At 36.0% G+C, this 24215-nt stretch carries 23 protein-coding genes; 22 read left to right on the top strand and 1 reads right to left on the bottom strand.

Translation table 11 applies throughout. The features are described from left to right. Nucleotide 1 precedes the first annotated feature (1 nt). Together pyk and MKY94_RS13470 are read left to right on the top strand one after the other, a co-directional pair. A complete protein-coding gene (pyk, locus tag MKY94_RS13475) occupies nucleotides 2–1762 on the top strand; it encodes a pyruvate kinase (protein ID WP_151113551.1) in 1761 nt (586 codons plus the stop codon). 70 nt (nucleotides 1763–1832) lie between these two features. After that, entirely contained in the window at nucleotides 1833–2225 is a 393-nt protein-coding gene (locus tag MKY94_RS13470; RefSeq protein ID WP_144535407.1) for an FxsA family protein, read from the top strand. On the opposite strand, the gene MKY94_RS13465 is transcribed toward MKY94_RS13470, so the two are convergent. After that, nucleotides 2203–3156, bottom strand: coding sequence for an AI-2E family transporter (locus MKY94_RS13465; RefSeq protein ID WP_225215965.1), 954 nt, complete (start codon nucleotides 3154–3156; stop codon nucleotides 2203–2205). The genes MKY94_RS13470 and MKY94_RS13465 overlap by 23 nt on opposite strands. A gap of 213 nt (nucleotides 3157–3369) precedes the next feature. Here MKY94_RS13465 and citZ point away from each other — a divergent pair, with 213 nt between their 5' ends. The 20 genes from citZ to nrdR all read left to right on the top strand — a co-directional run bounded on the left by citZ (nucleotide 3370) and on the right by nrdR (nucleotide 24211). Beyond that, nucleotides 3370–4485, top strand: a complete 1116-nt coding sequence (gene citZ, locus MKY94_RS13460; protein WP_144535411.1) for a citrate synthase — start codon at nucleotides 3370–3372, stop codon at nucleotides 4483–4485. An 80-nt stretch (nucleotides 4486–4565) separates the two neighbouring features. Continuing rightward, nucleotides 4566–5831: an NADP-dependent isocitrate dehydrogenase gene (icd, locus tag MKY94_RS13455; protein WP_144535413.1), complete on the top strand. Its 1266-nt coding sequence runs from the start codon at nucleotides 4566–4568 to the stop codon at nucleotides 5829–5831. A gap of 81 nt (nucleotides 5832–5912) precedes the next feature. Next, complete coding sequence (gene mdh / locus MKY94_RS13450; RefSeq protein ID WP_144535415.1) at nucleotides 5913–6854, top strand: malate dehydrogenase; 942 nt, start codon at nucleotides 5913–5915, stop codon at nucleotides 6852–6854. 205 nt (nucleotides 6855–7059) lie between these two features. Further along, a complete protein-coding gene (locus tag MKY94_RS13445; protein ID WP_225215933.1) occupies nucleotides 7060–7503 on the top strand; it encodes a MaoC/PaaZ C-terminal domain-containing protein in 444 nt (147 codons plus the stop codon). A 70-nt stretch (nucleotides 7504–7573) separates the two neighbouring features. Beyond that, nucleotides 7574–8284 carry a response regulator transcription factor gene (locus MKY94_RS13440; RefSeq protein ID WP_144537110.1) on the top strand — a complete coding sequence of 237 codons (711 nt, stop codon included), beginning with the start codon at nucleotides 7574–7576 and terminating at the stop codon, nucleotides 8282–8284. Further along, the gene (locus tag MKY94_RS13435; RefSeq protein WP_342577204.1) at nucleotides 8281–9813 is read left to right on the top strand and encodes an ATP-binding protein; all 1533 of its coding nucleotides are present in this window, start codon (nucleotides 8281–8283) and stop codon (nucleotides 9811–9813) included. Before MKY94_RS13440 ends, MKY94_RS13435 begins: the two co-directional genes overlap by 4 nt. Nucleotides 9814–9824: 11 nt before the next feature. After that, entirely contained in the window at nucleotides 9825–11039 is a 1215-nt protein-coding gene (locus tag MKY94_RS13430; RefSeq protein WP_342577203.1) for a carboxylate--amine ligase, read from the top strand. A gap of 672 nt (nucleotides 11040–11711) precedes the next feature. Next, nucleotides 11712–12074, top strand: a complete 363-nt coding sequence (locus tag MKY94_RS13425; RefSeq protein WP_191696772.1) for a hypothetical protein — start codon at nucleotides 11712–11714, stop codon at nucleotides 12072–12074. A gap of 434 nt (nucleotides 12075–12508) precedes the next feature. Beyond that, nucleotides 12509–12715: a hypothetical protein gene (locus tag MKY94_RS13420; protein ID WP_144535425.1), complete on the top strand. Its 207-nt coding sequence runs from the start codon at nucleotides 12509–12511 to the stop codon at nucleotides 12713–12715. Nucleotides 12716–12753: 38 nt separating this feature from the next. Continuing rightward, entirely contained in the window at nucleotides 12754–13569 is an 816-nt protein-coding gene (locus tag MKY94_RS13415) for an SDR family NAD(P)-dependent oxidoreductase (RefSeq protein WP_342577202.1), read from the top strand. Nucleotides 13570–13795: 226 nt separating this feature from the next. Then, nucleotides 13796–13978 (top strand): hypothetical protein, encoded by a 183-nt coding sequence (locus tag MKY94_RS13410; protein WP_144535429.1) that lies wholly within the window; start codon nucleotides 13796–13798, stop codon nucleotides 13976–13978. 372 nt (nucleotides 13979–14350) lie between these two features. Continuing rightward, a complete protein-coding gene (locus tag MKY94_RS13405; protein ID WP_144535430.1) occupies nucleotides 14351–15076 on the top strand; it encodes a hypothetical protein in 726 nt (241 codons plus the stop codon). A gap of 543 nt (nucleotides 15077–15619) precedes the next feature. Then, the gene (gene hflK, locus MKY94_RS13400) at nucleotides 15620–16609 is read left to right on the top strand and encodes an FtsH protease activity modulator HflK (protein ID WP_340844596.1); all 990 of its coding nucleotides are present in this window, start codon (nucleotides 15620–15622) and stop codon (nucleotides 16607–16609) included. Next, on the top strand, nucleotides 16609–17580 hold the full coding sequence (locus MKY94_RS13395; RefSeq protein ID WP_144535434.1) for a protease modulator HflC: 972 nt from the start codon (nucleotides 16609–16611) through the stop codon (nucleotides 17578–17580). The genes hflK and MKY94_RS13395 overlap by 1 nt, the downstream gene beginning before the upstream one ends. Before the next feature lie 148 nt (nucleotides 17581–17728). Beyond that, a complete protein-coding gene (polA, locus tag MKY94_RS13390; RefSeq protein WP_342577201.1) occupies nucleotides 17729–20356 on the top strand; it encodes a DNA polymerase I in 2628 nt (875 codons plus the stop codon). A gap of 12 nt (nucleotides 20357–20368) precedes the next feature. Further along, entirely contained in the window at nucleotides 20369–21244 is an 876-nt protein-coding gene (gene mutM / locus MKY94_RS13385) for a bifunctional DNA-formamidopyrimidine glycosylase/DNA-(apurinic or apyrimidinic site) lyase (RefSeq protein WP_151113570.1), read from the top strand. Between the two features lie 13 nt (nucleotides 21245–21257). Then, nucleotides 21258–21848 carry a dephospho-CoA kinase gene (coaE, locus tag MKY94_RS13380; RefSeq protein WP_191696776.1) on the top strand — a complete coding sequence of 197 codons (591 nt, stop codon included), beginning with the start codon at nucleotides 21258–21260 and terminating at the stop codon, nucleotides 21846–21848. A 121-nt stretch (nucleotides 21849–21969) separates the two neighbouring features. Next, entirely contained in the window at nucleotides 21970–22974 is a 1005-nt protein-coding gene (locus tag MKY94_RS13375; RefSeq protein ID WP_144535441.1) for a glyceraldehyde-3-phosphate dehydrogenase, read from the top strand. A 268-nt stretch (nucleotides 22975–23242) separates the two neighbouring features. Then, entirely contained in the window at nucleotides 23243–23626 is a 384-nt protein-coding gene (gene speD / locus MKY94_RS13370; protein ID WP_144535443.1) for an adenosylmethionine decarboxylase, read from the top strand. 120 nt (nucleotides 23627–23746) lie between these two features. Next, entirely contained in the window at nucleotides 23747–24211 is a 465-nt protein-coding gene (gene nrdR / locus MKY94_RS13365; protein WP_144535444.1) for a transcriptional regulator NrdR, read from the top strand. Nucleotides 24212–24215: the final 4 nt, after the last annotated feature.

Below are 24215 nucleotides of genomic sequence, written 5' to 3'. Positions count from 1 at the left end.
TATGAGAAAAACTAAAATAGTGTGTACTATCGGTCCCGCAAGTGAATCAGAGGAAACTTTAGAAAAATTAATTGAGGCAGGAATGAACGTTGCCCGTTTAAACTTTTCTCATGGTAGTCATGAAGAACATGCCGGAAGAATCGAACGCATCAAAAAAGTATCTAAAAAGCTAGGCAAAATAGTTGGGATATTATTGGATACAAAAGGTCCAGAAATTAGAACTCATAAGATGGAAGGTGACGCCATCGAATTAGTCACTGGTCAGTCTATTGATATATCTATGACGGAAGTGTTAGGTAACACAGAGCGTTTTTCTATTTCCTACGAAAAGTTAATAGAAGATGTACAGGAAGGCTCTATTATATTATTGGATGATGGGCTAATCGAGCTAGTTGTTCAGGGAATTGATTCGGAAAATGGAATCATTCATACGTATGTTCAAAATGCTGGAACATTGAAAAACAATAAAGGTGTGAATGTACCAGGTGTCTCTGTCCAATTACCAGGTATTACAGAAAAAGACGCAAAAGATATTCTTTTTGGTATCGAGCAGGATGTAGATTTCATCGCCGCTTCTTTTGTTAGAAGAGCAAAAGATGTACTGGAAATCAGAGAATTATTAGAGAATAACAATGGATCTCACATTCAAATCATCCCTAAAATTGAAAACCAAGAAGGCGTAGATAATATTGATGAGATTATTGAAGTATCTGATGGGTTAATGGTTGCAAGGGGAGACCTTGGAGTAGAAATTCCTGCTGAGGAAGTTCCTTTAGTTCAAAAATCTCTTATCCAAAAATGTAATGAAGCAGGAAAACCAGTTATTACAGCGACTCAAATGTTGGACTCTATGCAAAGAAACCCGAGACCAACTCGTGCAGAAGCAAGTGACGTAGCAAATGCGATTTTAGATGGAACAGATGCCATCATGCTTTCTGGTGAGACTGCAGCAGGCCTTTACCCACTAGAGGCGGTTCAAACAATGGACAAAATTGCAAGACATACAGAAAATGCAGTAGATTATAGAGCGAATGTTACTAAGTTGAGTAAGGCTCGCGATGTAAACCTAACGGATGCCATAGGCCAAGCAGTTGCTCATACTGCTATCAATTTAAAGGTGAAGGCAGTTATAGCTCCTACAGAAAGTGGGCATACTGCTAAAATGATCTCTAAATTTAGACCAGGGGTTCCTATTATAGCTGTAACTTCAACAGTGAAACCTTCTAGAATGCTTACACTAGTATGGGGAGTTTATCCTATTGTTGGTAAAAAAGCTTTCTCAACAGATGAAGTGTTAGAGATTGCTGTGGAAGAAAGTATTCTGCAACATTATGTAACTCATGGTGACCTAGTTGTTATCACTGCTGGTGTTCCAGTAGGACAAGCTGGAACTACTAATTTAATGAAAGTTCATGTTATTGGTGATATGGTCGCTAAAGGTCAAGGTATTGGTAAGAAAACTGCCTTTGGTAAAGCAATTGTTGTTCAAAATGCAAAAGAACTAGAAGGCCAAGATACGAGCGAAAGTATTATCGTAACGATAGGTTCTGATAAGGATATGGTTCCTGCTATCGAAAATTGTAGAGGATTAATCACAGAAGAGGGCGGCTTAACTAGCCATGCTGCTGTGGTTGGCTTAAGTTTTGGAATCCCTGTAGTTGTTGGTGTTGCCGACGCGACTAAACTTATTGAAAATGGTCAAGAACTAACGCTTGATGCTGAAAGTGGAGTTATTTATAACGGTCAAGCAAGTATTATTTAAAACCTAAGCAAGTGCCTCACATAAAGTGGGGCACTTGTTTTATAATTAGTATAGAGAGGAAGGTGACTGTATGAAATGGATTATAGGCTTATTTGTGGTAGTTCCTGCAATTGAGTTATATATATTACTTTTAGCTGGGAAGTCCATTGGAGCATTTAACACCTTACTATTGATCATTGCCACTGGAGTTATTGGTGGTTTTGTAGCCAAAAGACAAGGTATGAAAGCATTCAGGGAGGTTTCTGATAGTGTTAAAAACTATCAAGCACCAGGCGAATCAGCTATAAATGGAATCAGCATTTTTTTAGGAGCAATATTAGTTGTACTTCCAGGGTTTATATCAGATATCCTTGGTTTTTTGCTGCTGTTCTCACCAACAAGAAAATTATTTAAGCCTCTTTTTTATAGATGGATTCGTAAGAAAATGAAAAAAAATCAAATTATCGTGATGAAGTCTTCATAGAACCTCCCCATTTGTTTGCGATTAAATAAATAAAGGGACTAAACAGGATGCCAATAAAGCCGAAAATTAATATTGCCGCTGCACTTAAGAAAAAAACATGAACTGCTTTTATTTGCATGGAGGCCGACCAAAGGAAATTATCTACGATATGTCTAGTCAGCTGAACAAAAATATAAAGCAATAAAATTATACTGCCAAACAGTTTAGCATCCAGTAAAAAGAAGTAAATAGCCATAGGTATTAAAATAATACCTGTCCCTAGAAATGGTATGCTATCGACTAAAGATATTAAAAAAGCATTTTTTATAGGGTTATGTAAGCCAAGTACACTGAAGCCAGTGGCAAGTAGCACAAAAGTTAGAAGTAAAAGCTTCACTTCCACACCTAAAAAGCTATTAACGACTTCCGAAGACTTAATCACTGTTTTATGAAAAAAATCTCTCGTTTTTATTGGAAAATAGATTAGAAACCAAAGTCTGTCCTTCGTGGACTCATATAAAGAAAAAAAAAGCCCGATGCTAAAGAGAAGTATTTCGAAAATATAAGTTGGTAGATGCGTTAGATTAATCAATAAATTATTTAAAATAGTGTCTAGCAACTCTTGAAGCTTATCTTCAAACATAAGAAAAATTGGATGATTTTGTAAATCATCGAATGGTAAGTATAAAAGATGTTCATGAATTAGCGGGATTAGTGTAACTAAAGATTGGAAAATAAAGAATACAAACAACAGAAAACTACTTAATATAATTATCTCTGTTAACAATACACTCATGAAAATTGGAAGTTTAAGTTTTTTATGAAAGAAATTAGATGTTGGAAAAAGCAAGTATCCACACAAAATAGATAACGTTAATGGGTACGCTATAAAAAGGATTAGCAGAATGACTCCTATAGGTATCCAGTAAGATATAATATCTTTCTTGTTCATTTGAAAAGTAACGAGTTTCATCCATTCTTTTATTAGGATAATTTAATTGAAAAGTTATTTTTTAATAATTTTAAGCGTTTTCATTCACAAAATAGCCAAAATTGATTATAATACGAGAGTAAGCATTTTGAAGGTACATATTAAATGCAGGTAAATCTCCATATTACGAGATAAGTAGATGGATAAATTTTACTGTAGAAGGGGAGATAACAAATGACGTCAACTCGTGGTTTAGAAGGAATCGTAGCGACTCAGTCATCGATTAGCTCTATTATAGATGACACACTTACATACGTCGGCTATGATATCGATGATTTAACGAATAATGCAAGTTTTGAAGAGGTTGTATACCTACTTTGGCACAAACGTCTGCCAAATGCTTCTGAACTAGCAGAATTAAAGCAACAATTGGCTGATAACATGGCAGTTCCTCAAGAAGTTTTGAATCATTTCAAGACTTATCCAATTGATAAAGTTCACCCAATGTCAGCACTAAGAACGGCTGTATCTATGCTAGCATTATATGATGATGCTGCTGAGGATATGTCCGAAGAAGCAAACTACCTAAAAGCTATTCAATTACAAGCTAAAATGTCTACATTAGTAACTGCATTTTCTCGTGTACGTAAAGGATTAGAGCCGGTAGCTCCTAAAACAGATTTAGGCTATGCTGCTAACTTCTTGTACATGCTTTCAGGTGAAATGCCAGAAGAAATTGAAGTTGAAGCTTTCAACAAAGCTTTAGTACTTCATGCAGATCATGAGTTAAATGCTTCTACATTTACTGCACGTGTTTGTGTAGCAACTTTGTCTGATATCTACTCAGGAGTTGTTTCAGCTATCGGAGCTCTTAAAGGGCCACTTCACGGTGGAGCTAATGAGCAAGTGATGAAAATGCTAACTGAAATTGATACTCTAGATAACGTTGATAGCTATATCCAAGATAAATTAGATAACAAAGTTAAAATTATGGGCTTTGGTCACCGTGTATATAGAAAAGGAGATCCACGTGCAAAACACTTACGTGAAATGTCTCAAAAACTTACAACACTTCGTGGTGAATCTAAACTTTATGATATGTCAGTACGTATTGAAGAAATCGTTACTGGTCAAAAGAACTTACCACCAAATGTAGATTTCTATTCTGCATCTGTATACCATTCATTAAATATTGACCATGATTTATTCACACCTATTTTTGCAGTTTCACGCGTTTCTGGATGGGTAGCTCATATTCTTGAGCAATATTCGGACAACCGATTAATTCGTCCTCGTGCAGAATATGTTGGACCAGGAATGCAAAAATATATTCCAATTGAAGAACGATAATATTAATTGTTTGTAAAAGATTAGGGCTAAACACTCCTGTGTTATTGGCCCTATGATTATGATAGTAGGAGGAAATATACATGACATCTGGTAAAATTACAGTAGAAAACGGTGTACTTAACGTACCAAACACAGCAATCATTCCATTTATTGAAGGTGACGGAACTGGTCCTGATATTTGGGCCGCAGCTTCACGTGTATTAGAATCAGCAGTAGAAAAAGCTTATAACGGAGAAAAGAAAATTGAGTGGAAAGAAGTTCTTGCTGGACAAAAAGCATTTGACCAAACTGGTGAATGGTTACCTCAAGAAACTTTAGATGTTATCAATGAGTACCTAATCGCTATTAAAGGTCCTTTAACTACACCAATTGGTGGAGGAATCCGTTCATTAAATGTGGCACTTCGCCAAGAACTAGATCTATATACTTGCCTACGCCCAGTTCGTTATTTCACTGGTGTTCCATCTCCAGTTAAACGTCCTGAAGATACAGATATGGTTATTTTCCGTGAAAATACAGAAGATATCTATGCTGGTATCGAATATGCAAAAGGTACAGACAATGCGAAGAAACTAATCGACTTCTTACAAACAGAGTTTGGTGTTAAGAACATCCGTTTCCCAGAAACTTCTGGTATCGGTATCAAACCAATTTCTGAAGAAGGTACTAAACGTTTAGTGCGTGCTGCATTAAATTACATCATTAAAGAAGGTCGCACTTCTTTAACATTAGTACACAAAGGTAACATCATGAAGTTTACTGAAGGAGCTTTCAAAAACTGGGGCTATGAAGTAGCTGAACAAGAGTTTGGTGACAAAGTATTTACTTGGAACCAATACGACAAAATTAAAGAAGAACAAGGTACTGAAGCAGCTGATAAAGCTCAATCTGAAGCACTTGCAGCTGGTAAAATCTTAGTTAAAGATTCAATCGCTGATATCTTCTTACAACAAATTTTAACTCGTCCAAAAGAGTTTGATGTAGTGGCAACTATGAACTTAAATGGGGATTATATCTCAGATGCACTTGCTGCACAAGTTGGTGGTATTGGTATCGCTCCAGGAGCTAACATCAACTACGTAACTGGACATGCTATTTTTGAAGCTACTCATGGTACAGCTCCAAAATATGCAGGTTTAGATAAAGTTAACCCATCTTCAGTAATCCTTTCAGGTGTATTAATGCTTGAGCACCTTGGCTGGAACGAAGCCGCTAAACTTATCATGGACTCAATGGAAAAAACAATTGAATCTAAAGTTGTAACATATGACTTTGCTCGTCTAATGGATGGTGCTAAAGAAGTTAAATGTTCGGAGTTTGCTGACGAATTGATTAAAAATCTTTAATCTGTAGTAATGAAAATTGGTTTAACAAGAGAGAGGATTCTATCCTCTCTTTTCTAATTTGGACAAAAGGAGAGTTACGACATGACAATGAAACGTAATAAAATCTCAGTTATTGGTGCCGGATTCACTGGAGCTACTACAGCATTTTTACTAGCTCAAAAAGAACTAGGAGACATCGTGTTAGTCGATATTCCTCAAGCTGAAAACCCTACTAAAGGAAAAGCGTTGGATATGGCAGAAGCTGGCCCTGTCCAAGGGTTCGACGCTAATATTATTGGAACTTCCAACTATGAGGATACAAAAGACTCAGATCTAGTTATTATTACAGCTGGTATTGCACGTAAACCAGGGATGAGCCGTGACGATTTAGTTCAGACAAACCAAAAAGTAATGAAAGGTGTTACAGGTGAGATTGTTAAATATTCGCCTAACACAACAGTTCTAGTGTTAACTAACCCAGTAGATGCAATGACGTATACTGTTTTCAAAGAATCAGGATTACCTAAAGAAAGAGTTATTGGTCAATCAGGAGTGCTTGATACTGCACGTTTCCGAACTTTTGTTGCTCAGGAGTTGAATCTATCTGTTAAAGATGTGACCGGCTTTGTACTTGGTGGCCACGGAGATGACATGGTTCCTCTTGTAAGATATTCCTATGCTGGAGGTATTCCCTTGGAAAATCTAATCGATGCAGAGCGCTTAGAAGCGATTGTAGATCGCACTCGTAAAGGTGGCGCAGAAATTGTTAACCTTTTAGGAAACGGTTCTGCATACTATGCACCAGCTGCTTCCCTAGTAGAAATGGCAGAGGCTATCTTAAAAGATCAAAAACGTGTTCTTCCTTCTATCGCATATTTAGAGGGCGAGTATGGAATGGAAGGAATATATCTTGGAGTGCCAACTGTACTTGGAGCAGGCGGTATCGAAAAAATTATTGAGTTGGAGTTAACAGAAGAAGAAACGACTTTGTTAAACAAATCTGCTGATACTGTAAAAGCTGTCATGAAGATTTTAAGTGAATAATCATAGTAAAAACGAGCGAGATTAAATTCTCGCTCGTTTTTGTGGCTATAAGATATGCAACATTTAACTCGTCAAAACGTCCATTAAGGGAAATCAATTACATACTTTACTTATGATTATTAAAGTAGGCAGTACAGTGTATTGCGCAAAACTAAGAGTTATTGATAAGATAGAGTTAGACTAAATATAGGGGGATGAATAATAATTGTTAGGTAAAACGTATAAAATTGGAAAGAGTATTGAAGACTTGTCTATAGGAGAAAAATTATCTATAACCGAGAAGATGGAGGATAAGGATTTATTATTATATTTGGGATTGACGAATGATAATAATCCTCTATATATTCAACATGATTTTGCTTCTAAAACAGTATTTGAAAAACCAATTGTACCAACAATTATGTTAACTGGCATTGTGACTTCTGCCATTTCCAAGTATCTTCCTGGTCCGGGTTCTCATGTGAATAAGCAAGAGTTAAATTTTCCTGTACCAACCTATCATTATTCTTTAATAACTTTTACGTTTGTAATAACAGAAGTCAATGTACATAAAAATGAAATTATTATAGAAGTAGAAGGAAAAAATGAGGAAAATGCAATAGTGATGAATGGTATTCTTCATGTGACACCACCTGCTTATCGTTTCTGAAAAACTATAATAACTTCCTATTTAGTTGCAGATTTGGAATGGGGGTTTCAAATCGACTATGGAGGCCAAAATAATGAAAAAAGTATTAGTTGTAGATGATGAGAGTTCAATCGTAACATTATTAAAATATAATTTGGAAGAAGCAGGTTTTCATGTTATAACTGCTTCAGATGGGCAGGAAGGCTTAAACCTTGCCATAGAAGAACAGCCTGATGTCATTTTGTTGGACTGGATGCTACCGCGTTTAGATGGTATGGAAGTGTGTAAGGAGCTACGATTAAAAAAAATCCAGACACCGATTATAATGCTTACAGCAAAAGGAGAAGAGTTTGATAAGGTGCTTGGTCTAGAGCTAGGTGCAGATGACTATATGACAAAACCTTTTAGCCCTAGAGAGGTTACAGCTAGAGTTAAGGCTATGATACGCAGAAGTGTATTAACGTCAGAGCATCAAAAGAAAAATTCCGATGAAAGATATATATTTGGTGGACTGCAAGTATTTCCTGAACGCTTCGAAGTGATCATGAATGATAAGCAGTTGGAATTTACTCCAAAGGAATTCGAACTACTTGTTTACTTAATCGAAAACAAAAATAGAGTGCTTACCCGAGATCAGCTATTAAGCTCTGTTTGGAATTATGATTTTGCTGGAGATACTCGAATCGTAGATGTCCACATTAGTCATTTGAGAGATAAAATAGAAGAAAACAGCCGAAAACCGATTTACATTAAAACTATTAGAGGTCTTGGATATAAATTTGAGGAGCCTAAAAAAGTATGAGCTTTCACAATAGAATATTTCGTACCTATTCTATTTTAATTGGACTTATTCTAGTTGGAATAGGTCTAGCTCTTGCTCAAATCTTTCCTATTTTCATTGAACGTACTACGAGTACAAGCATTGATGGAAAAATAAACGATATTGAAAACTATCTAAGTAGTACGCAGCTTTCTATAGAACAAAGGCAAGAAGTCGTCGATATACTTGATGCTTCATTGCTAGAAGACAATGTCAATTTTTTTCAGGGTACCTTATGGTTAGTGTTGACAACAATTTTAATAATTGCATTTCTTATTGCTTTACTTATCGGCTTTAATATCTTAAAGAGGTATGCACAGCCTGTTGAACATTTAACTGAAACAGCTATGGAGCTAGCAAGAGGTAATTATCGTATTAGAGCTTTCGAGGATAACAGTTCAGGTATGTCAAAATTAACGAAATCAATCAATATTCTTGCAAGGAACCTACAGGATATTTCGATAATACGTGAAACAGAAAAAGAACGACTGAAAACACTGATTGAAAACATGGGGAGCGGTCTAATAATGATCGACCGTAGTGGGATAGTTAGTATTGTTAACCGTTCCTTTCTCAATCAACTCCAGCTTAGCTTTGAACAGGTAAATGGGAAACAATTTCGTAAAATTGGCTTGCCAGAAAAGGTTGAAGCTTTTATAGAAAAGCTATTTTTGACAGAAATGCTCAGTAAAGAACAAATTGCACTGCAACGAAATTTAAGTACTAATCATATGGTAGCATATGGGGCGCCTGTTATAGGGGAGCATGGAAGATGGCTAGGAATAGTTGTTGTGATTCATGATGTCACGGAGTTAGTGAAGCTAGAACAGGTAAGAAAAGACTTCGTTGCTAATGTTTCACACGAATTAAAAACCCCTGTAACATCTATCAAAGGGTTCTCTGAAACACTTTTATACGGTGCATATAAAAAGGAAGATACCTTACTTTCGTTTTTAGAGATAATTTATAAGGAAAGTAATCGTCTACAAATGCTTATTAATGATTTACTGGACTTATCAACTGTCGAGCAAGTTGGATACGAAATTAAGTTAAATAAAGTGAAACTTTATGATGTGCTCATTCAAAGTATTGAAATGACCAATCATTTATTAGAAGAAAAAAATATGGAATTGACCCTCTCTTTGGATGAAAAGGTAGAGGTGCTAGGAGATTCCGATCGAATTATGCAAATCATGATGAACTTATTAACAAATGCAATTACCTATTCTTCTGAGGATACCTTTATCACGATTACTATTGGTAAAGATCATAAATATGGTTACTTTACGATTAAGGATCAAGGAATAGGTATAAAAACTGAAGAAATAGATCGTATTTTTGAACGTTTTTATCGTGTAGATCGAGCTAGGAGTCGCAACTCTGGTGGTACAGGATTAGGTCTGGCAATCGTCAAGCATATAGTTGAAGCTCATCATGGTTTGATAAAAGTTGAAAGTGAGGTAGGAAAAGGTACAGCATTCACTGTGTACATTCCACTCATGAATAGTTAATGGAGGTCATCATGAATAATCAACCCTTTATCCCTATTATAATTGGGACAGATATGAATGCTTACAATATGTCTATTTCCTTCCACGAGGAATACGGTATCAAGCCAATTTTAGTTGGGAAGGAAGAAATGTCCTTCACTAAATTGAGTAGTGTTATAGGTCATATAGAAATACACCCAAACTTATGGGACAAGTCGGAATTCGTGTCCGTTTTAACTGAAGTTGCAAAGAAATATAAAACAGCCGATAAGAAATTATTATTAATAGGCACAAATGATTTTTATGTGCGTTTGATCATTGAAAATGCAGATGTTTTAAAAGAAATGTTTGTGTTTAATTATATGCCCGAGGATTTAATGAACAACCTTTTAGTAAAGTCTAATTTTTATAAGCTCTGTGAAGAGCATGGTATAGATACACCTAAAACGTATTTTTACTCTTGCGCTAAAAAACAACCATTTACAGAAGATGTCCTTTTCCCATTAATCATCAAGCCTAGTAATGGGGTTGAATATTATAAGCATAAATTTGTAGGTCAACAAAAAGTATATAGAGTTGAAACTCAGCAGGAATTAGATGACGTGATTCGCAAGGTAAATGAAAGTGGCTATGAGGAAGACTTAATCATCCAGGATTATATTCCTGGAGATGACACATATATGTGGGATTCTGTGTTTTATGTTAGCTCGGAGGGCAATGCACAGCTAAGTACACTTGCTCAAGTTGTTTTACAAGAGCACACGGTTACGGCGATTGGAAACTATACTGCACTTATTACTCGCTATGATGAAGAGTTAATGAAAAAGCTTCAACACTTCCTTGAGGCGATTGGATATGTCGGTTTTGCTAACTTCGATTTAAAATATGATGAGCGAGATGGCAAATATAAAGTATTTGAAGTTAATATTAGACAAGGTCGATCTAGCTACTATGTTACTGCACTCGGACATAACATGGCTCGATATATGGTGGATGATGTGATTTACCATAAAGAAAAACCGCTGACCCTACTAAATGAACATTACTTGTTCACAGTAGTTCCTAAAATAGTTTTAAAGAAATTCGTGGATAATCTTTCTATCCAACAGGAAATTCGTTTGCTATTAGGTGAAGGTAAGTGGGGAAACCCATTGTTTTATAAAGGGGACAAGAATTTGAAACGTAAGTTCTATTTGATGGCCCGTCAGGTGAATTATTATAAAAAATATCAAAATAATAAATGGTAAGTTAAGTTTTACAAGAAATTCACACGCCATTTACAATACTTTGATACATTTTATATAGACCCCTTTTCCAAACGAAATACTTTAAAAGGCTAGCACTAGTTGCTGGCCTTTTATTGTGTAGTATAATTCTAATTAATTCAAGATACATAAAAAGTAGGAACGAGAGATGAGAGATTTCCGCTTTAGTCGGACGCTTTCCGTGGGATGAGCGATAAGCCATCACCGTCGCTTGCGCGTCGTTTGTGATGTCTTACCTGTCTCATTCATCCCACTGGAGTCGCCGCCTTCCGCTTCAATCATCTGTTTAGTATTAATGAGAAAGTCATATGAGCGAATTTAACTATATAAAGTTATCAATGACAGATAATTTACTGGAAGAGTGAGAACAAGAGATGAGAGATTTCCGCTTTCGTCGGACGCTTTCCGTGGGGTGAGCGATAAGCCATCACCGTCGCTTACGCGTCGTATGTGATGTCTTATCTGTCTCACTCATCCCACTGGAGTCGCCGCCTGTCGCTTCAATCATCTGTTGAATATTAATGAAAAAGTCATATGAGCGAATCTAACTATATAAAGTTATCAATGACAGATTTCCGCTTTCGTCGGATGATGGAGGGATCAATAAGCCATCGCATTCGTCTACGAGTCTTAAATTGAACAGGAGTGAAACTGATGAAAAAATTAGATGAAAAACTGTGTGAAAAAATTAAATATGCTTTATCTAATTCCTGGTCTATTGAATCGAGTACTAAATGGAGTAAAGAGAATATAGCAAAAGGTCAATGTGGTGTAACAACTTTAGTAGTTCATGATTTATTGGGTGGAGAAATTTTGAAAACTAAGCTATTAGACGGCTGGCATTTTTATAATAGTATTAATGGCAAACGTTATGATTTTACTGACAGTCAATTTAAGGGAGCAATAGAGTACATGGACGCTCCCTCAAACAGAGAAGAAGCTTATTTAGATACCAATGAAACACAATACAGTTACTTGAAACAAAAAGTATTAAATATACTAGAACAACTTTTATAATAATTATTTAATGGATTTATGGTAAAATCGGAAAAAGGTAATATATGGGGATTTTATGGAACTTATCAATATATTGTTCGGATTTATAGTTTGTATTTGTATTTGTATTTGTTCTGTATTGAATATACTACTTAAGACGACCAAAAAAAGAGATTGGCTTATTACATTCTTAATAAGTCTAGCTTTACCAATAATAATAGTGCCTTTGTTAGGGTGAGGATTAATATTATTGGTGGTTTGATTAAGAAATAAAATACGAAGTGAGCTTGAAGCAGCTTTTTAATGAACAGTTAAGAACCTGGTTTGAAATAGATAAGTTGAATAATGATAAATGAAATTCACAAAATACATATTCCCACTTTAACAAATACGGTATTTTAGTTTAATAAAGGTCTAGATTATTACGGTAAAGTTGGATTGTGGAGGGGGATAATATGTCAAAGTATATTAGTATATTTTTCTTAACTTTAATGGTTAGTGTAATTTTCTTTTTTCTATTTGGAAATGTGTTTGATGGCGGTGATGCTACCGAAACAGCAATCTATATATTCGGTACAATAATTGTTATACTTCTATCATTTATGATTTCACTCATGTACTACTTAATAAATTTGTTGAATTTATTAAAAAGGAAACTTTAACATGACTTTTAACTAAAGGGGCAGGGAGTTAGGAAAATATGAAACCATTACAAGGGAAAATTGCTGTTGTTAGTGGTGCATCCCGTGGGGCGGGTAGGGGCATTGCTTTTCAACTAGGCAGTTCAGGAGCGACGGTGTATGTGACAGGACGGAGTGTAAAGGGGTCTACAACCGATAATCGACCAGAAACCATTGAAGAAACTGCCGATGGTGTTACTTCTAGAGGAGGTAAAGGCATCGCAATACAGTGTGACCATACAAGTGAAAATGATGTAAGGAACTTATTTGAGCAAATTGAAAGGGAACATGGTCGCATTGATATTTTAGTTAATAGTGTATTTGGTGGATCCGAAAGTTCTCTACCATCAGTTGATGGGCGGCATTTTTGGGAACGACCACTGGAGCATTGGGATGCTATGATGGTTGCTGGACTTCAAGCTTACTTGCTGACTACTCGATACGCTGTACCTCTGATGGCCCAACACCATAAAGGGTTAATTGTAAATATTACATTTTTTATCAAAGACACAATCTCAAGTAATTTATATTACGATTTAGCTATGAATGCTATCAATCGAATGACACTAGGAATGGCAAAGGAATTAAAGGACTACAACGTTTCAGCCGTTGCTGTTTGCCCAGGTTGGATGAGAACAGAAAGAGTTATAGATTCGGGTTTTGGACCAGAGGATGGAACAACTGAAACGACGGCGTATGTAGGCCGTGCGGTTGTCGCATTGGCATCAGACACCACGGTATCTAAGTTTTCTGGAGAAACAATAATGGTGGCTGAACTAGCGAGAAAATATGGCTTTACTGATGTCGATGGAACTCAACCTTTGCCGTATGAATGATAATCAGCTTCCTGTCTATAGAGAGCGAGAGTTGAAAATCATTTAATTATTAATACAAAAGAATGATAGTGAAATATTGCACATAAACTAACGGTGTGCTTTACTTCAAGAAGGAGTAAAGCACTTTTTCTTATTGAGCTAAGCAATGGGTTAGTAGAACAGTGTTGTTTAAGTTGTGTTCAACAAACGCGTCATTTTAACTGAATAATACAAGGGGGTATTAAATATGTCTAAAGATGTTATTGCCATTGTAGCCATAGTTTCTTTTGTGATATGGATTGCGGTTTCCCGAGAGGCTGCAAAACCTTCAAAAGAGATAAATTGGCGAAAAATGTTAACCTTACTGTCCGCAGGATCTTTATCGGCATTAGTTATAACTATTTCGCTTTTTCAAAGCCTGCCGTTTTAGTTCCGTTAATAATGTGCGATTGTTGACCCCCTAAAATAGTAATATTAAAAGGATTATTGCTAACTTAATATAATAATAAACTTAGGGTATGTTTTTTTCTAGCAGGGGACAGTATATTTCAGCTATGTTTTCATTTAAACGGTAATATGTCTATATGAAGGTAGTTTTTATAATACTAGCACTTGCAATTGTTTGTTTATCTTTATAAAACTAAACAAGTACGAATGGGTTACCAACTATCCTCCTATAATACTTGGAATTACCAACTATTTTTTAAATAGATTTTTTGTTGGATATTTATGTTAAAATTAAAAAATATTATAAGCAAATATGTGGTAGTCAAGAAGTAAATAATGTACAGGGGGAATTAGTATGAAAAAGGGATTGATAAGTACTATTTTTGGAATAAGCATCATATTTGGTGGATTATGGATGGGTGGACACGCTTTTGCTACAACCGAGATTGATAAGGATCAGAATACTTCTATTGAAGAAGCACAAGAAATTCTACTTGATACAGAAGTGGAAGGTATGTTTGAATATCGTCATGATATGGACTTTTATGAAGTAATCGTTCCAAAGGAGGGCATTCTAACAATCAACTTAAATTCAGTGTATATGGGAACTTATTTATCCATTTTAGATACAAATTTAAATTATTTAAATGAAATATCTGTTAATACATTTAAAAATGTTACTGAAAATGATGGAATATCAATAAATATTCCAAAGGGTACATACTATTTTAAAGTAGAAACTGACGGTGCTCCATCAAGTGGAGGGGCATACAGCTTTAAAACAGAATTTATAAAAAAACAAGTAAAACCACAAAAGGTAATGTGGGGTAAAACGGAACTAAAATTAGGTCAAATCGGTAAGGTGACGATTCATCAAGACACTAATCTAGTTAAATTACAGAGCAATGGAACTTTAACAACCATTCGCCCATTGAAAAAGGGGGAAGAATATCGAGTGTATAGTTATAAGAGTAATCATGGAGGCTTGTATGGAGTAGGGGGAGGTAATTTTGTGCAAAAGAATATTAAAGTCAAATATGAAACTCCATCAAAGGCTAAAATGTCTTTGTTAGTACAATAACAAAATGCCTTTTCAATAAAGAAAAAATTTAATATTTTATAAATAAAACCCTCTTTTAGCTTCACCTGCAAAGGATCCTCATTCACTACTATCAACAAGTGGTGGGTTAATTCTCTTAAAAATTGCACCAATATAGGAACTACTGCACTTGCATACATTAATACAAGCTTTTATTTTTTCTAAAAGGGGTAACGCTAGGGAAATCGCCAATTTACAACTTTAAAATTATTACAAATAGCGTTCTACTATCCATCCCTAAACTCTGAATTAGGATTTCTACCAGACTTAAGTGAGCAGGTCCTTGTAAAGGGTTAAGCGAGAAAATGACTGAAAATCTTAAAACTACACATTACTTTTCCGACAAACGGGTTATTTAGTATTAATTAATGAGCGTGGAGATACATTTTCCAGCTCATTTTTTATTGCACTTTTAAATCAACCTTAACTTTTAACGTAGCATAAAAAATCTAAATATTTATATTTTTGAAACCATCTACCCTTTCTTTCCGTAAAAGAATTATATAGAGAGAAAGGGGAAAAGATATGAGTACAAAAAGATTATTGACCATTATCGCTGTTTCTATAGTTGGAATTATTCTTTTATCCGCAGTATTTACTTCTTGGTATACAGTAGATGAATCAGAACAGGCAATCGTCATTACGTTTGGTGAGGCGAGTGAGCCAATAACAGAGTCTGGTTTGAAATTTAAACTTCCTTGGCCGATTCAGAAGGTAGAAAAGTTATCAAAAGAAACCTTTAGCCTTCAGTTTGGATACAAGCAGGATGAGAGTGGGGAAATAACCTCATATGACAAGGATACAAAAATGATAACAGGTGACGACAATATCGTATTGACGGACCTAGTAGTACAATACAAAATTACCGATCCAAAATCGTACCTATTTAATTCCGAAAATCCAAAAGAAATGTTGCATGATGCAACCTCAGCATCCATTCGTTCAGTTATAGGGAATTCTAAAATTGATGATGCATTAACTTCTGGGAAGGCTCAAATAGAAGCAGATACAAACGAGCTTCTAGGGTCATTGATTAAAAAGTATGATATAGGAATTACTGTCTTAACGGTAAAATTACAAGATGTAGAGCTTCCAAATGCAGAGGTCCGTGCAGCTTTCACAGCAGTAACGGATGCGGAGGAAACAAAAAATACAAAGGTAAACCAAGCAGAAAAATATGAAAATGAAAAAATAAGTGTAGCAGAGGGAGAAGTAGATGCAATTATCTCTGAAGCACGTGGTTACCAAACAGCCCGTAAAGAACAGGCCTTAGGGGATGTAGCCTTATTTGATAAGCTTTATGCTGAATATCAAAATAACAAAGAGATAACAAGACAGCGATTAGTAATGGAGACATTAGATTCCGTTTTACCGGGCGCGAAAATTTATATTATGAATGATGATGGTGGAACGATGAAATACTTACCATTACAACCGCTAGAATCTTCTAAACAAAATGCACCTGCAGCTACCACAACAAATGAATCGAAGACAGAAGAAGGGAGTGGACAATAATGTCAGATAACAACAACCCTTTTGCAAATTTAGAATCTAAGTTTAAGACTGTTCCGAATAAACCAAAGAAAGAAAAGACACCAATCGATTTTAAAAAGCATACTAAGTCTTTTATTACTATCTTAGTAGTCTTTGTAATAGCAGTAATTGCCCTTGCTAATATTTATGTAGTGAAAGAAGGGGAATATAAGGTTATTCGTCAGTTTGGTGAGATTAAAAGCATTAAGGATTCACCAGGATTGCATATGAAAATCCCATTTGTCCAAAGTGTAACGACCATTCCAAAATATCAAATGAATCATAATCTGTCTGAGGCAGAAATAAATACAATGGATAAACGTCGAATAATTATTGATAATTATGCAATTTGGAGAGTAGTTAATCCTAAAGATATGATTTCTAATGCAGGGAATATTGTTAATGCAAGCTCACGTATGGAAGAATTCATCTATTCTGTCGTTCGTTCAGAGCTTGGTCAATTAAATTATAACGAAATCATTAATGATGAAAACTCATCTCGAGGAAGCCTTAACGATCAAATAACACAAGAAGTTAATGAACTTCTAGCAAAAGATAAATATGGTATTGAAGTAGTAGATGTGCGTATTAAACGAACAGACTTGCCAGAAGAGAATGAGCAATCTGTTTATAACGAAATGATTTCCGATCGTGAAAGTGTTGCTCAAAAGTTTTTATCTACTGGTGATGCTGACAAGAGGAGAATTGAAGCAGAAACGGATAGTAAAGTTATTCAAATGCAGGCTGCTGCAAAAAAAGAAGCTGCACTTCTTGTAGCAGAAGGTGATGCGGAGGCAGCGAGAATTTATAACTCGAGCTTTTCTAAAGATCCTGAATTCTATTCGTTATACAGAACATTAGAATCCTATAAGAAAACCATTGGTGAAGATACAATGATTATTATTCCATCAGATTCACCTTATGCTAATATTCTTTCAGGATACTTAGAATAGTATATGAATCGTCATTCCCCTTACTGTCATGGTAAGATATAGGGAATGACGATTTTATTTTTAGCAAAATGTATTAATACAAAAATACACTTTTAATAATGTGTAGAAGCTAATGTAAAACAATATAAACCAAGGAGTGAATTTATTCATGTCTTCTGAAAAAATTCTATTATTAGATGGGAATAGTTTGGCTTATCGCGCATTCTTTGCTCTTCCTTTATTAACAAATGAACATGGAATACATACGAACGCCGTGTATGGCTTTACGATGATGCTCCAAAAAATTATGGACGAGGAAAAACCAACGCATATGCTTGTGGCATTTGATGCTGGGAAAACAACCTTCAGACATTCTACATTTGGAGAATACAAGGGTGGCAGACAGAAAACTCCACCAGAGCTTTCTGAGCAATTCCCGTATTTACGCAAGCTAATCGATGCTTATGGTATTAAACGCTATGAGTTGGAAATGTATGAGGCAGACGATATTATAGGAACGCTTAGCCGCCAGGCGGAGACTACGGGTCAGCAAGTAGTCATTGTGTCAGGGGACAAAGATTTAACTCAGCTAGCTACAGACTCCACGACTGTTTACATTACAAGAAAAGGAATAACAGATATAGAGAAATATACACCGGAGCATGTTCAGGAAAAATACGGACTAACCCCGCTTCAAATCATTGATATGAAGGGATTGATGGGAGATGCTTCCGATAATATCCCGGGAGTTCCAGGTGTAGGAGAAAAAACAGCGATTAAACTATTAAAGGAGCATGGCTCTGTCGAAAATCTATACAAGGCACTTGACTCTGTTAGCGGTGCTAAGCTAAAGGAGAAGCTTGTTGCTAACGAGGAACAGGCAAAGATGAGTAAGGTGCTCGCTACCATTGAAACAAATGCTCCTATTGAAGTTTCACTTGAAGATATCACTTATAGCGGACCAAACATGGATGAAGTGATCTCTATATGGAAGGAACTATCCTTTAAAACTTTATTAGAAAAAACGGAATATGTGGCGGAAGAGCAATCTACTACTGAAACGAAATTTGAAATAGTAAAGGAAATAGATTTCACTTTATTAAAGGATGAAATGTCTCTTCACTTGGAATTATATGATGAACAATACCATACAGCGGATTTATTAGGAATCGCTTTATCCGATGGAGAGCAATCCTATTTTGTTCCAGGGGAAGCTGCTTTTCATTCAAAAGAATTTTGTACATGGCTAGAGGATGAGTCGAAGACAAAATATGTAGTGGACTCCAAGGCGACCCAAGCGGTAAGTAGAAAGCATGGAGTTAGCATTTCCGGAGTAGAGTTTGACCTAACGCTGGCAGCTTATATTGATAATGCCTCATTATCTGCAGACGATGTTGCATCTATTGGAAAAGAGTATGGTTATTTTAATGTATTAAGCAACGAGCAGATATATGGAAAGGGAGCAAAAAAATCTGTTCCAGAGGAAGAGAAACTGGCGGAGCATGCTACTAGGAAGGCTTTGGCTATCTGGCATTTAAAGCCTATTCTAGAAAAGAAATTAAAAGAAAATGAACAATTTAAGCTATATAAGGAATTGGAATTGCCACTTGCTTCTATTTTAGGAACGATGGAGTCGGATGGAGTAAAGGTAGATAAGCAGGTTCTTGTAGAAATGGGTCATGATTTAGAGATCAAGCTACAACAAATTGAAAAGGACATTCATGCCCTAGCAGGGGAAGCATTTAATATCAATTCGCCTAAGCAGCTTGGAGTGATTCTTTTTGAAAAACTAGGACTACCGCCAATTAAGAAAACTAAGACAGGTTATTCTACAGCAGCCGATGTATTAGAGAAGCTTGCAAATGAGCATGAAATCATAGAGCAAATTCTTCAATACCGTCAGTTAGGAAAGTTAAATTCAACCTATATCGAAGGTCTCCTAAAAGAGATCCACACTGATGATGGGAAAATCCACACAAGATATCAGCAGGCGCTTACTACAACAGGACGTTTAAGCTCTGTTAATCCTAACTTACAGAATATACCTATCCGTATCGAGGAAGGAAGAAAGATTCGCAAAGCGTTTGTTCCATCTAACCCAGAATGGGTGATGTTTGCAGCTGACTATTCCCAAATCGAGTTACGTGTGCTTGCTCATATGTCGGAAGATGATAATCTAATCGAAGCATTTAACAATAATATGGATATTCATACTAAAACTGCTATGGATGTGTTTCATGTAGGGGCAGAAGAGGTTGACTCGAATATGCGCCGTGCTGCGAAGGCTGTAAACTTTGGAATTGTTTATGGAATTAGTGACTATGGTCTTTCTCAAAGCCTAGATATTACACGCAAAGAAGCGGCTGTTTTTATCGACAAGTATTTAAAAAGCTTTCCAGGCGTGAAAGAATATATGGATGAAAGTATACAAACAGCGAAACAAAAAGGTTTTGTTACTACTATTTTAAATAGAAGAAGATATCTACCTGAGATTACAAGCTCTAATTTTAACTTGAGAAGCTTTGCAGAGCGTACGGCGATGAATACGCCTATCCAAGGAAGTGCAGCCGATATCATTAAAAAAGCAATGATTGATATGGCTGAACGATTAGAAAAAGAAAATATGCAAACAAAAATGCTCCTGCAAGTGCATGATGAACTAATCTTTGAGGCTCCTCCAGAGGAGATAGCTCTATTAGAAAAAATTGTCCCGGAAGTAATGGAATCAGCGATTAAATTAAATGTGCCTTTAAAAGTTGAATATGCATATGGATCATCTTGGTACGATACAAAGTAAGGAGTTTTAAGTATGCCGGAATTACCAGAGGTTGAAGGGGTAGTTCGAGGACTTCAGCCAGTTGTTACGGGAAAATTGATTAAATCAGTAGATGTTTCCCCTACTATTATTCATTCAAAGGAAAATGGGAAGGAAGCAATCATTAAGGGGGCAGACGTGGAATCTTTCCAGTCTGCTCTTCCCGGAATGGCGATTGTTCGAATAGAACGCCGCTCTAAATATATTTACTTTCATTTAAAAAATCAAGACGGAGAATCATTTTTGCTTGTCTCCCATCTTGGCATGTCAGGTGCTTGGTTCTATGTACGAAGTCTTGATGACATCATGGAGGAAAAGTTTAAGAAGCATAGTCATGTTACGCTTCATTTTGATGAGGATGATATGCTTGTATATGCCGATATACGTCGGTTTGGTGAACTGCGTCTGTTAGAAACCGAAGCAGATTATCCGCCGTTACTGCTAATGGCTCCTGAACCTTTTAACAAAGGAGCGCTAGACCATTACCTAAATATGAGCCTTCTCCCACGATACGAAAATAAACCGATTAAAGAATTCATCATGGATGGCCATGTAGTCTCAGGTTGTGGCAATATATATGCAACAGAGGCGTTATTTAATCTTAGAATTCATCCTGCTCGAAAAGTAAAAAGAATTAGCAAGGAAAGAAAAATTCAATTGTTCCATGAAATTGTCGCCGTGCTATTAGACAGTATTGAAAATGGGGGAAGTACCATCTCGGATTATCGCTCTATAAATGGGGGAGCAGGAACAATGCAACATAGACTACAAATGTATAGCAAAAAAAATTGCCCAATCTGTGGGAAACCAACCAAGCAGAAAACAATTGCCGGTCGAACATCTACCTATTGTGGTTCGTGCCAAAAGTAACGGAGGATTCATCATGATTATTGGTTTGACAGGAAGTATTGCTAGCGGTAAAAGTACTGTATCAAATATGTTAAAGAAAATGAACTATCCAATTATTGATGCTGATCTTGTAGCAAGAGTCGTAGTTGAGAAAGGGACCGAAACCCTACAAGCGATTATAAATGTGTTTGGGGAAGATATACTAACTTCAGATGGAGATCTAAATCGTCCAAAACTTGGAGAAATCATTTTTTCCTCGCCCGCTAAAAGAAAGCAGCTAAATGACATAATGCACCCAGCCATTCGAGCTGAGATGATGAGGCAAAAGGAAGAGCTATTGGAAGCGGGTTACCCAACTATTATTATGGATATTCCCTTACTATTTGAAAGTAGACTACAATCCTATGTCGATAAGATTATTGTTGTAACTGTATCAGAAGAAACGCAATTGAATAGGCTAATGGCAAGAAACAATTATTCTATGGAGGAAGCAAAGGCAAGAATCCAATCACAGCTGCCGCTCTCTATAAAGGAAAAGGGTGCAGATGCTGTTATTTATAATAATGGTACTTTAGAGTCTACTCAGGAGCAATTAGAAAAAATTTTAAAATCTTGGAAAAAATAATTATGTGAAAATAATGAATTTTAAAATGGGCTATTTTAAGGCTACATAATTCTAAAAATGTGTTATACTAATGCATGATTATAAAACAAAAAGTATCACACGTTACGGGAGGACTTATTATATGTCAGCTTCAATTGCAATCAATGGTTTTGGACGAATCGGGAGAATGGTATTTCGCCAAGCAATCGTACAAGAGGATTTAAATGTAGTAGCTATCAATGCGAGATACCCATTAGAAACTTTAGCTCATTTAATTAGATATGATTCTACGCATGGCACTTTCACTGGAAAAATTGAAATAGGCGAAAATGCTTTAATCGTTAACGGTAAAAAAGTACAAATCGTAAATGAACGTGAGCCTGAAAAGTTACCATGGAAAGAATTGAACGTGGATATCGTTATTGAATCCACTGGAAAATTTAATGATGGTGAAAAAGCATCTGGTCACTTGAAAGCAGGAGCGAAGAAAGTTGTAATTACAGCACCTGCCAAAAATGAAGATGCAACGATTGTTATTGGTGTAAACGACGATAAGTTAGATGTGAAAAATCACCAAATCATTTCAAATGCAAGCTGTACAACAAACTGCTTAGCGCCAGTTGTCAAAGTATTGAATGATGCATTTGTAATTGAAAATGGTTTAATGACTACGGTTCATGCATATACAAATGACCAAAATAATTTAGACAACCCACATAAAGACTTAAGACGCGCACGCTCATGTGGACAATCGATTATTCCAACATCGACCGGTGCTGCGAAAGCACTTTCATTGGTTCTACCAGAGCTAGAAGGGAAGATTCATGGAATGGCTTTGCGTGTACCTACTCCTAATGTTTCTTTAGTTGATTTAGTTGTGGATGTTCAAAAAGAAGTGACAGCTGAAGAAGTAAATGCTGCCTTCGAAAAAGCAGCTGAAGGTTCTATGAAGGGTATTTTAGGAATAACTCATGAGCCGTTAGTTTCCATTGATTTCAATACAACTACTAATTCTAGTACGGTAGATGGTTTGACGACTATGGTAATTGGCAAAACAAAAATTAAAGTTCTAGCTTGGTACGATAATGAATGGGGCTATTCTGCAAGAGTAGTTGACCTTACTAAAAAAGTAGCAAGTGGTCTTTAATCGTCAATTTCTAGACAGCTAATTTTAGCTATTCTTTGCGTATTAATAATTTTTATCTCCTGTTAATAACATATTTCCATCCTCTTTCTATAATTAGTAGAAAGAGGATTTTTTATATTGCATTATTAAAAAAACTGTTTTATAATGGGAATCGTGTACTTCTAGTACATGGACTACTTAAAGGGTTAGGACCTCTTTGGACTAACTTTCCCCCGTGGTAGTCAACTTTGATGTTAAAAATAAAACTAATCAAAGGGGGAAACGGACATTGGAGACAATGGGACGTCACATTATTGCAGAACTATGGGAGTGCGATTTCGACAAACTTAACGATATGCAATTTATCGAGCAAACATTTGTTGATGCTGCACTAAAATCTGGTGCAGAGGTAAGAGAAGTTGCTTTTCACAAATTTGCGCCACAAGGTGTAAGTGGAGTCGTTATTATTTCCGAATCGCATTTAACGATTCACAGCTTTCCAGAGCACGGTTATGCAAGCATTGATGTGTATACTTGTGGTGATTTAGATCCATCAATCGCAGCTAACTATATCGCAGATGCTCTTAATGCTGGAACGCGCGAAACGCTCGAAATGCCACGTGGTATGGGGCCAGTTAAGACACCTCAAGAACGCATGACAGTTCAAGCGTAAATGAAACATAATGCCTAAATGAGTGAGCAGAGGAACTTATTCCTCTGCTTTTTCGATTTTATGAGAAAAAATTGTTATAATAGGAATACAAAATTATAGATAAGATTTAGGAGAGGTTCTATGAGATGCCCAGCATGTCAATTTAATGGCACTAAAGTAGTCGATTCACGACCTATAGACGATAACAAAGCGATTAGAAGAAGGAGAGAGTGCGAAGACTGTGGTTTCCGCTTCACGACTTTTGAAAAAGTAGAGGAGACTCCATTAATTGTAGTAAAGAAAGATGGCTCACGAGAAGAATTTAGTCGTGAAAAAATATTACGTGGATTAATTCGTGCATGTGAAAAGAGGCCCGTTGCACTTGACCAATTAGAGGAGATCGTGTTTTATATTGAGAAGGAGCTAAGAAGAACTGGTAACTCTGAAGTGAAATCAGAGGAGGTAGGCGAAAAAGTCATGGACAAGCTTGCTGAAATCGATGAAGTTGCCTATGTTCGCTTTGCTTCCGTTTATCGTCAATTCAAGGATATCAATGTATTCATCGATGAATTAAAGGAAATATTGAAAAAGAACCCTTCATTATAAGTTA

The organism is Psychrobacillus sp. FSL K6-2843, from assembly GCF_038626375.1.
In the GTDB taxonomy this organism is placed as follows: Bacteria; Bacillota; Bacilli; order Bacillales_A; family Planococcaceae; genus Psychrobacillus; species Psychrobacillus faecigallinarum.
The sequence above is the reverse complement of the archived record's forward strand: the minus strand, read 5'-3'. Positions and strand labels throughout refer to the sequence as shown.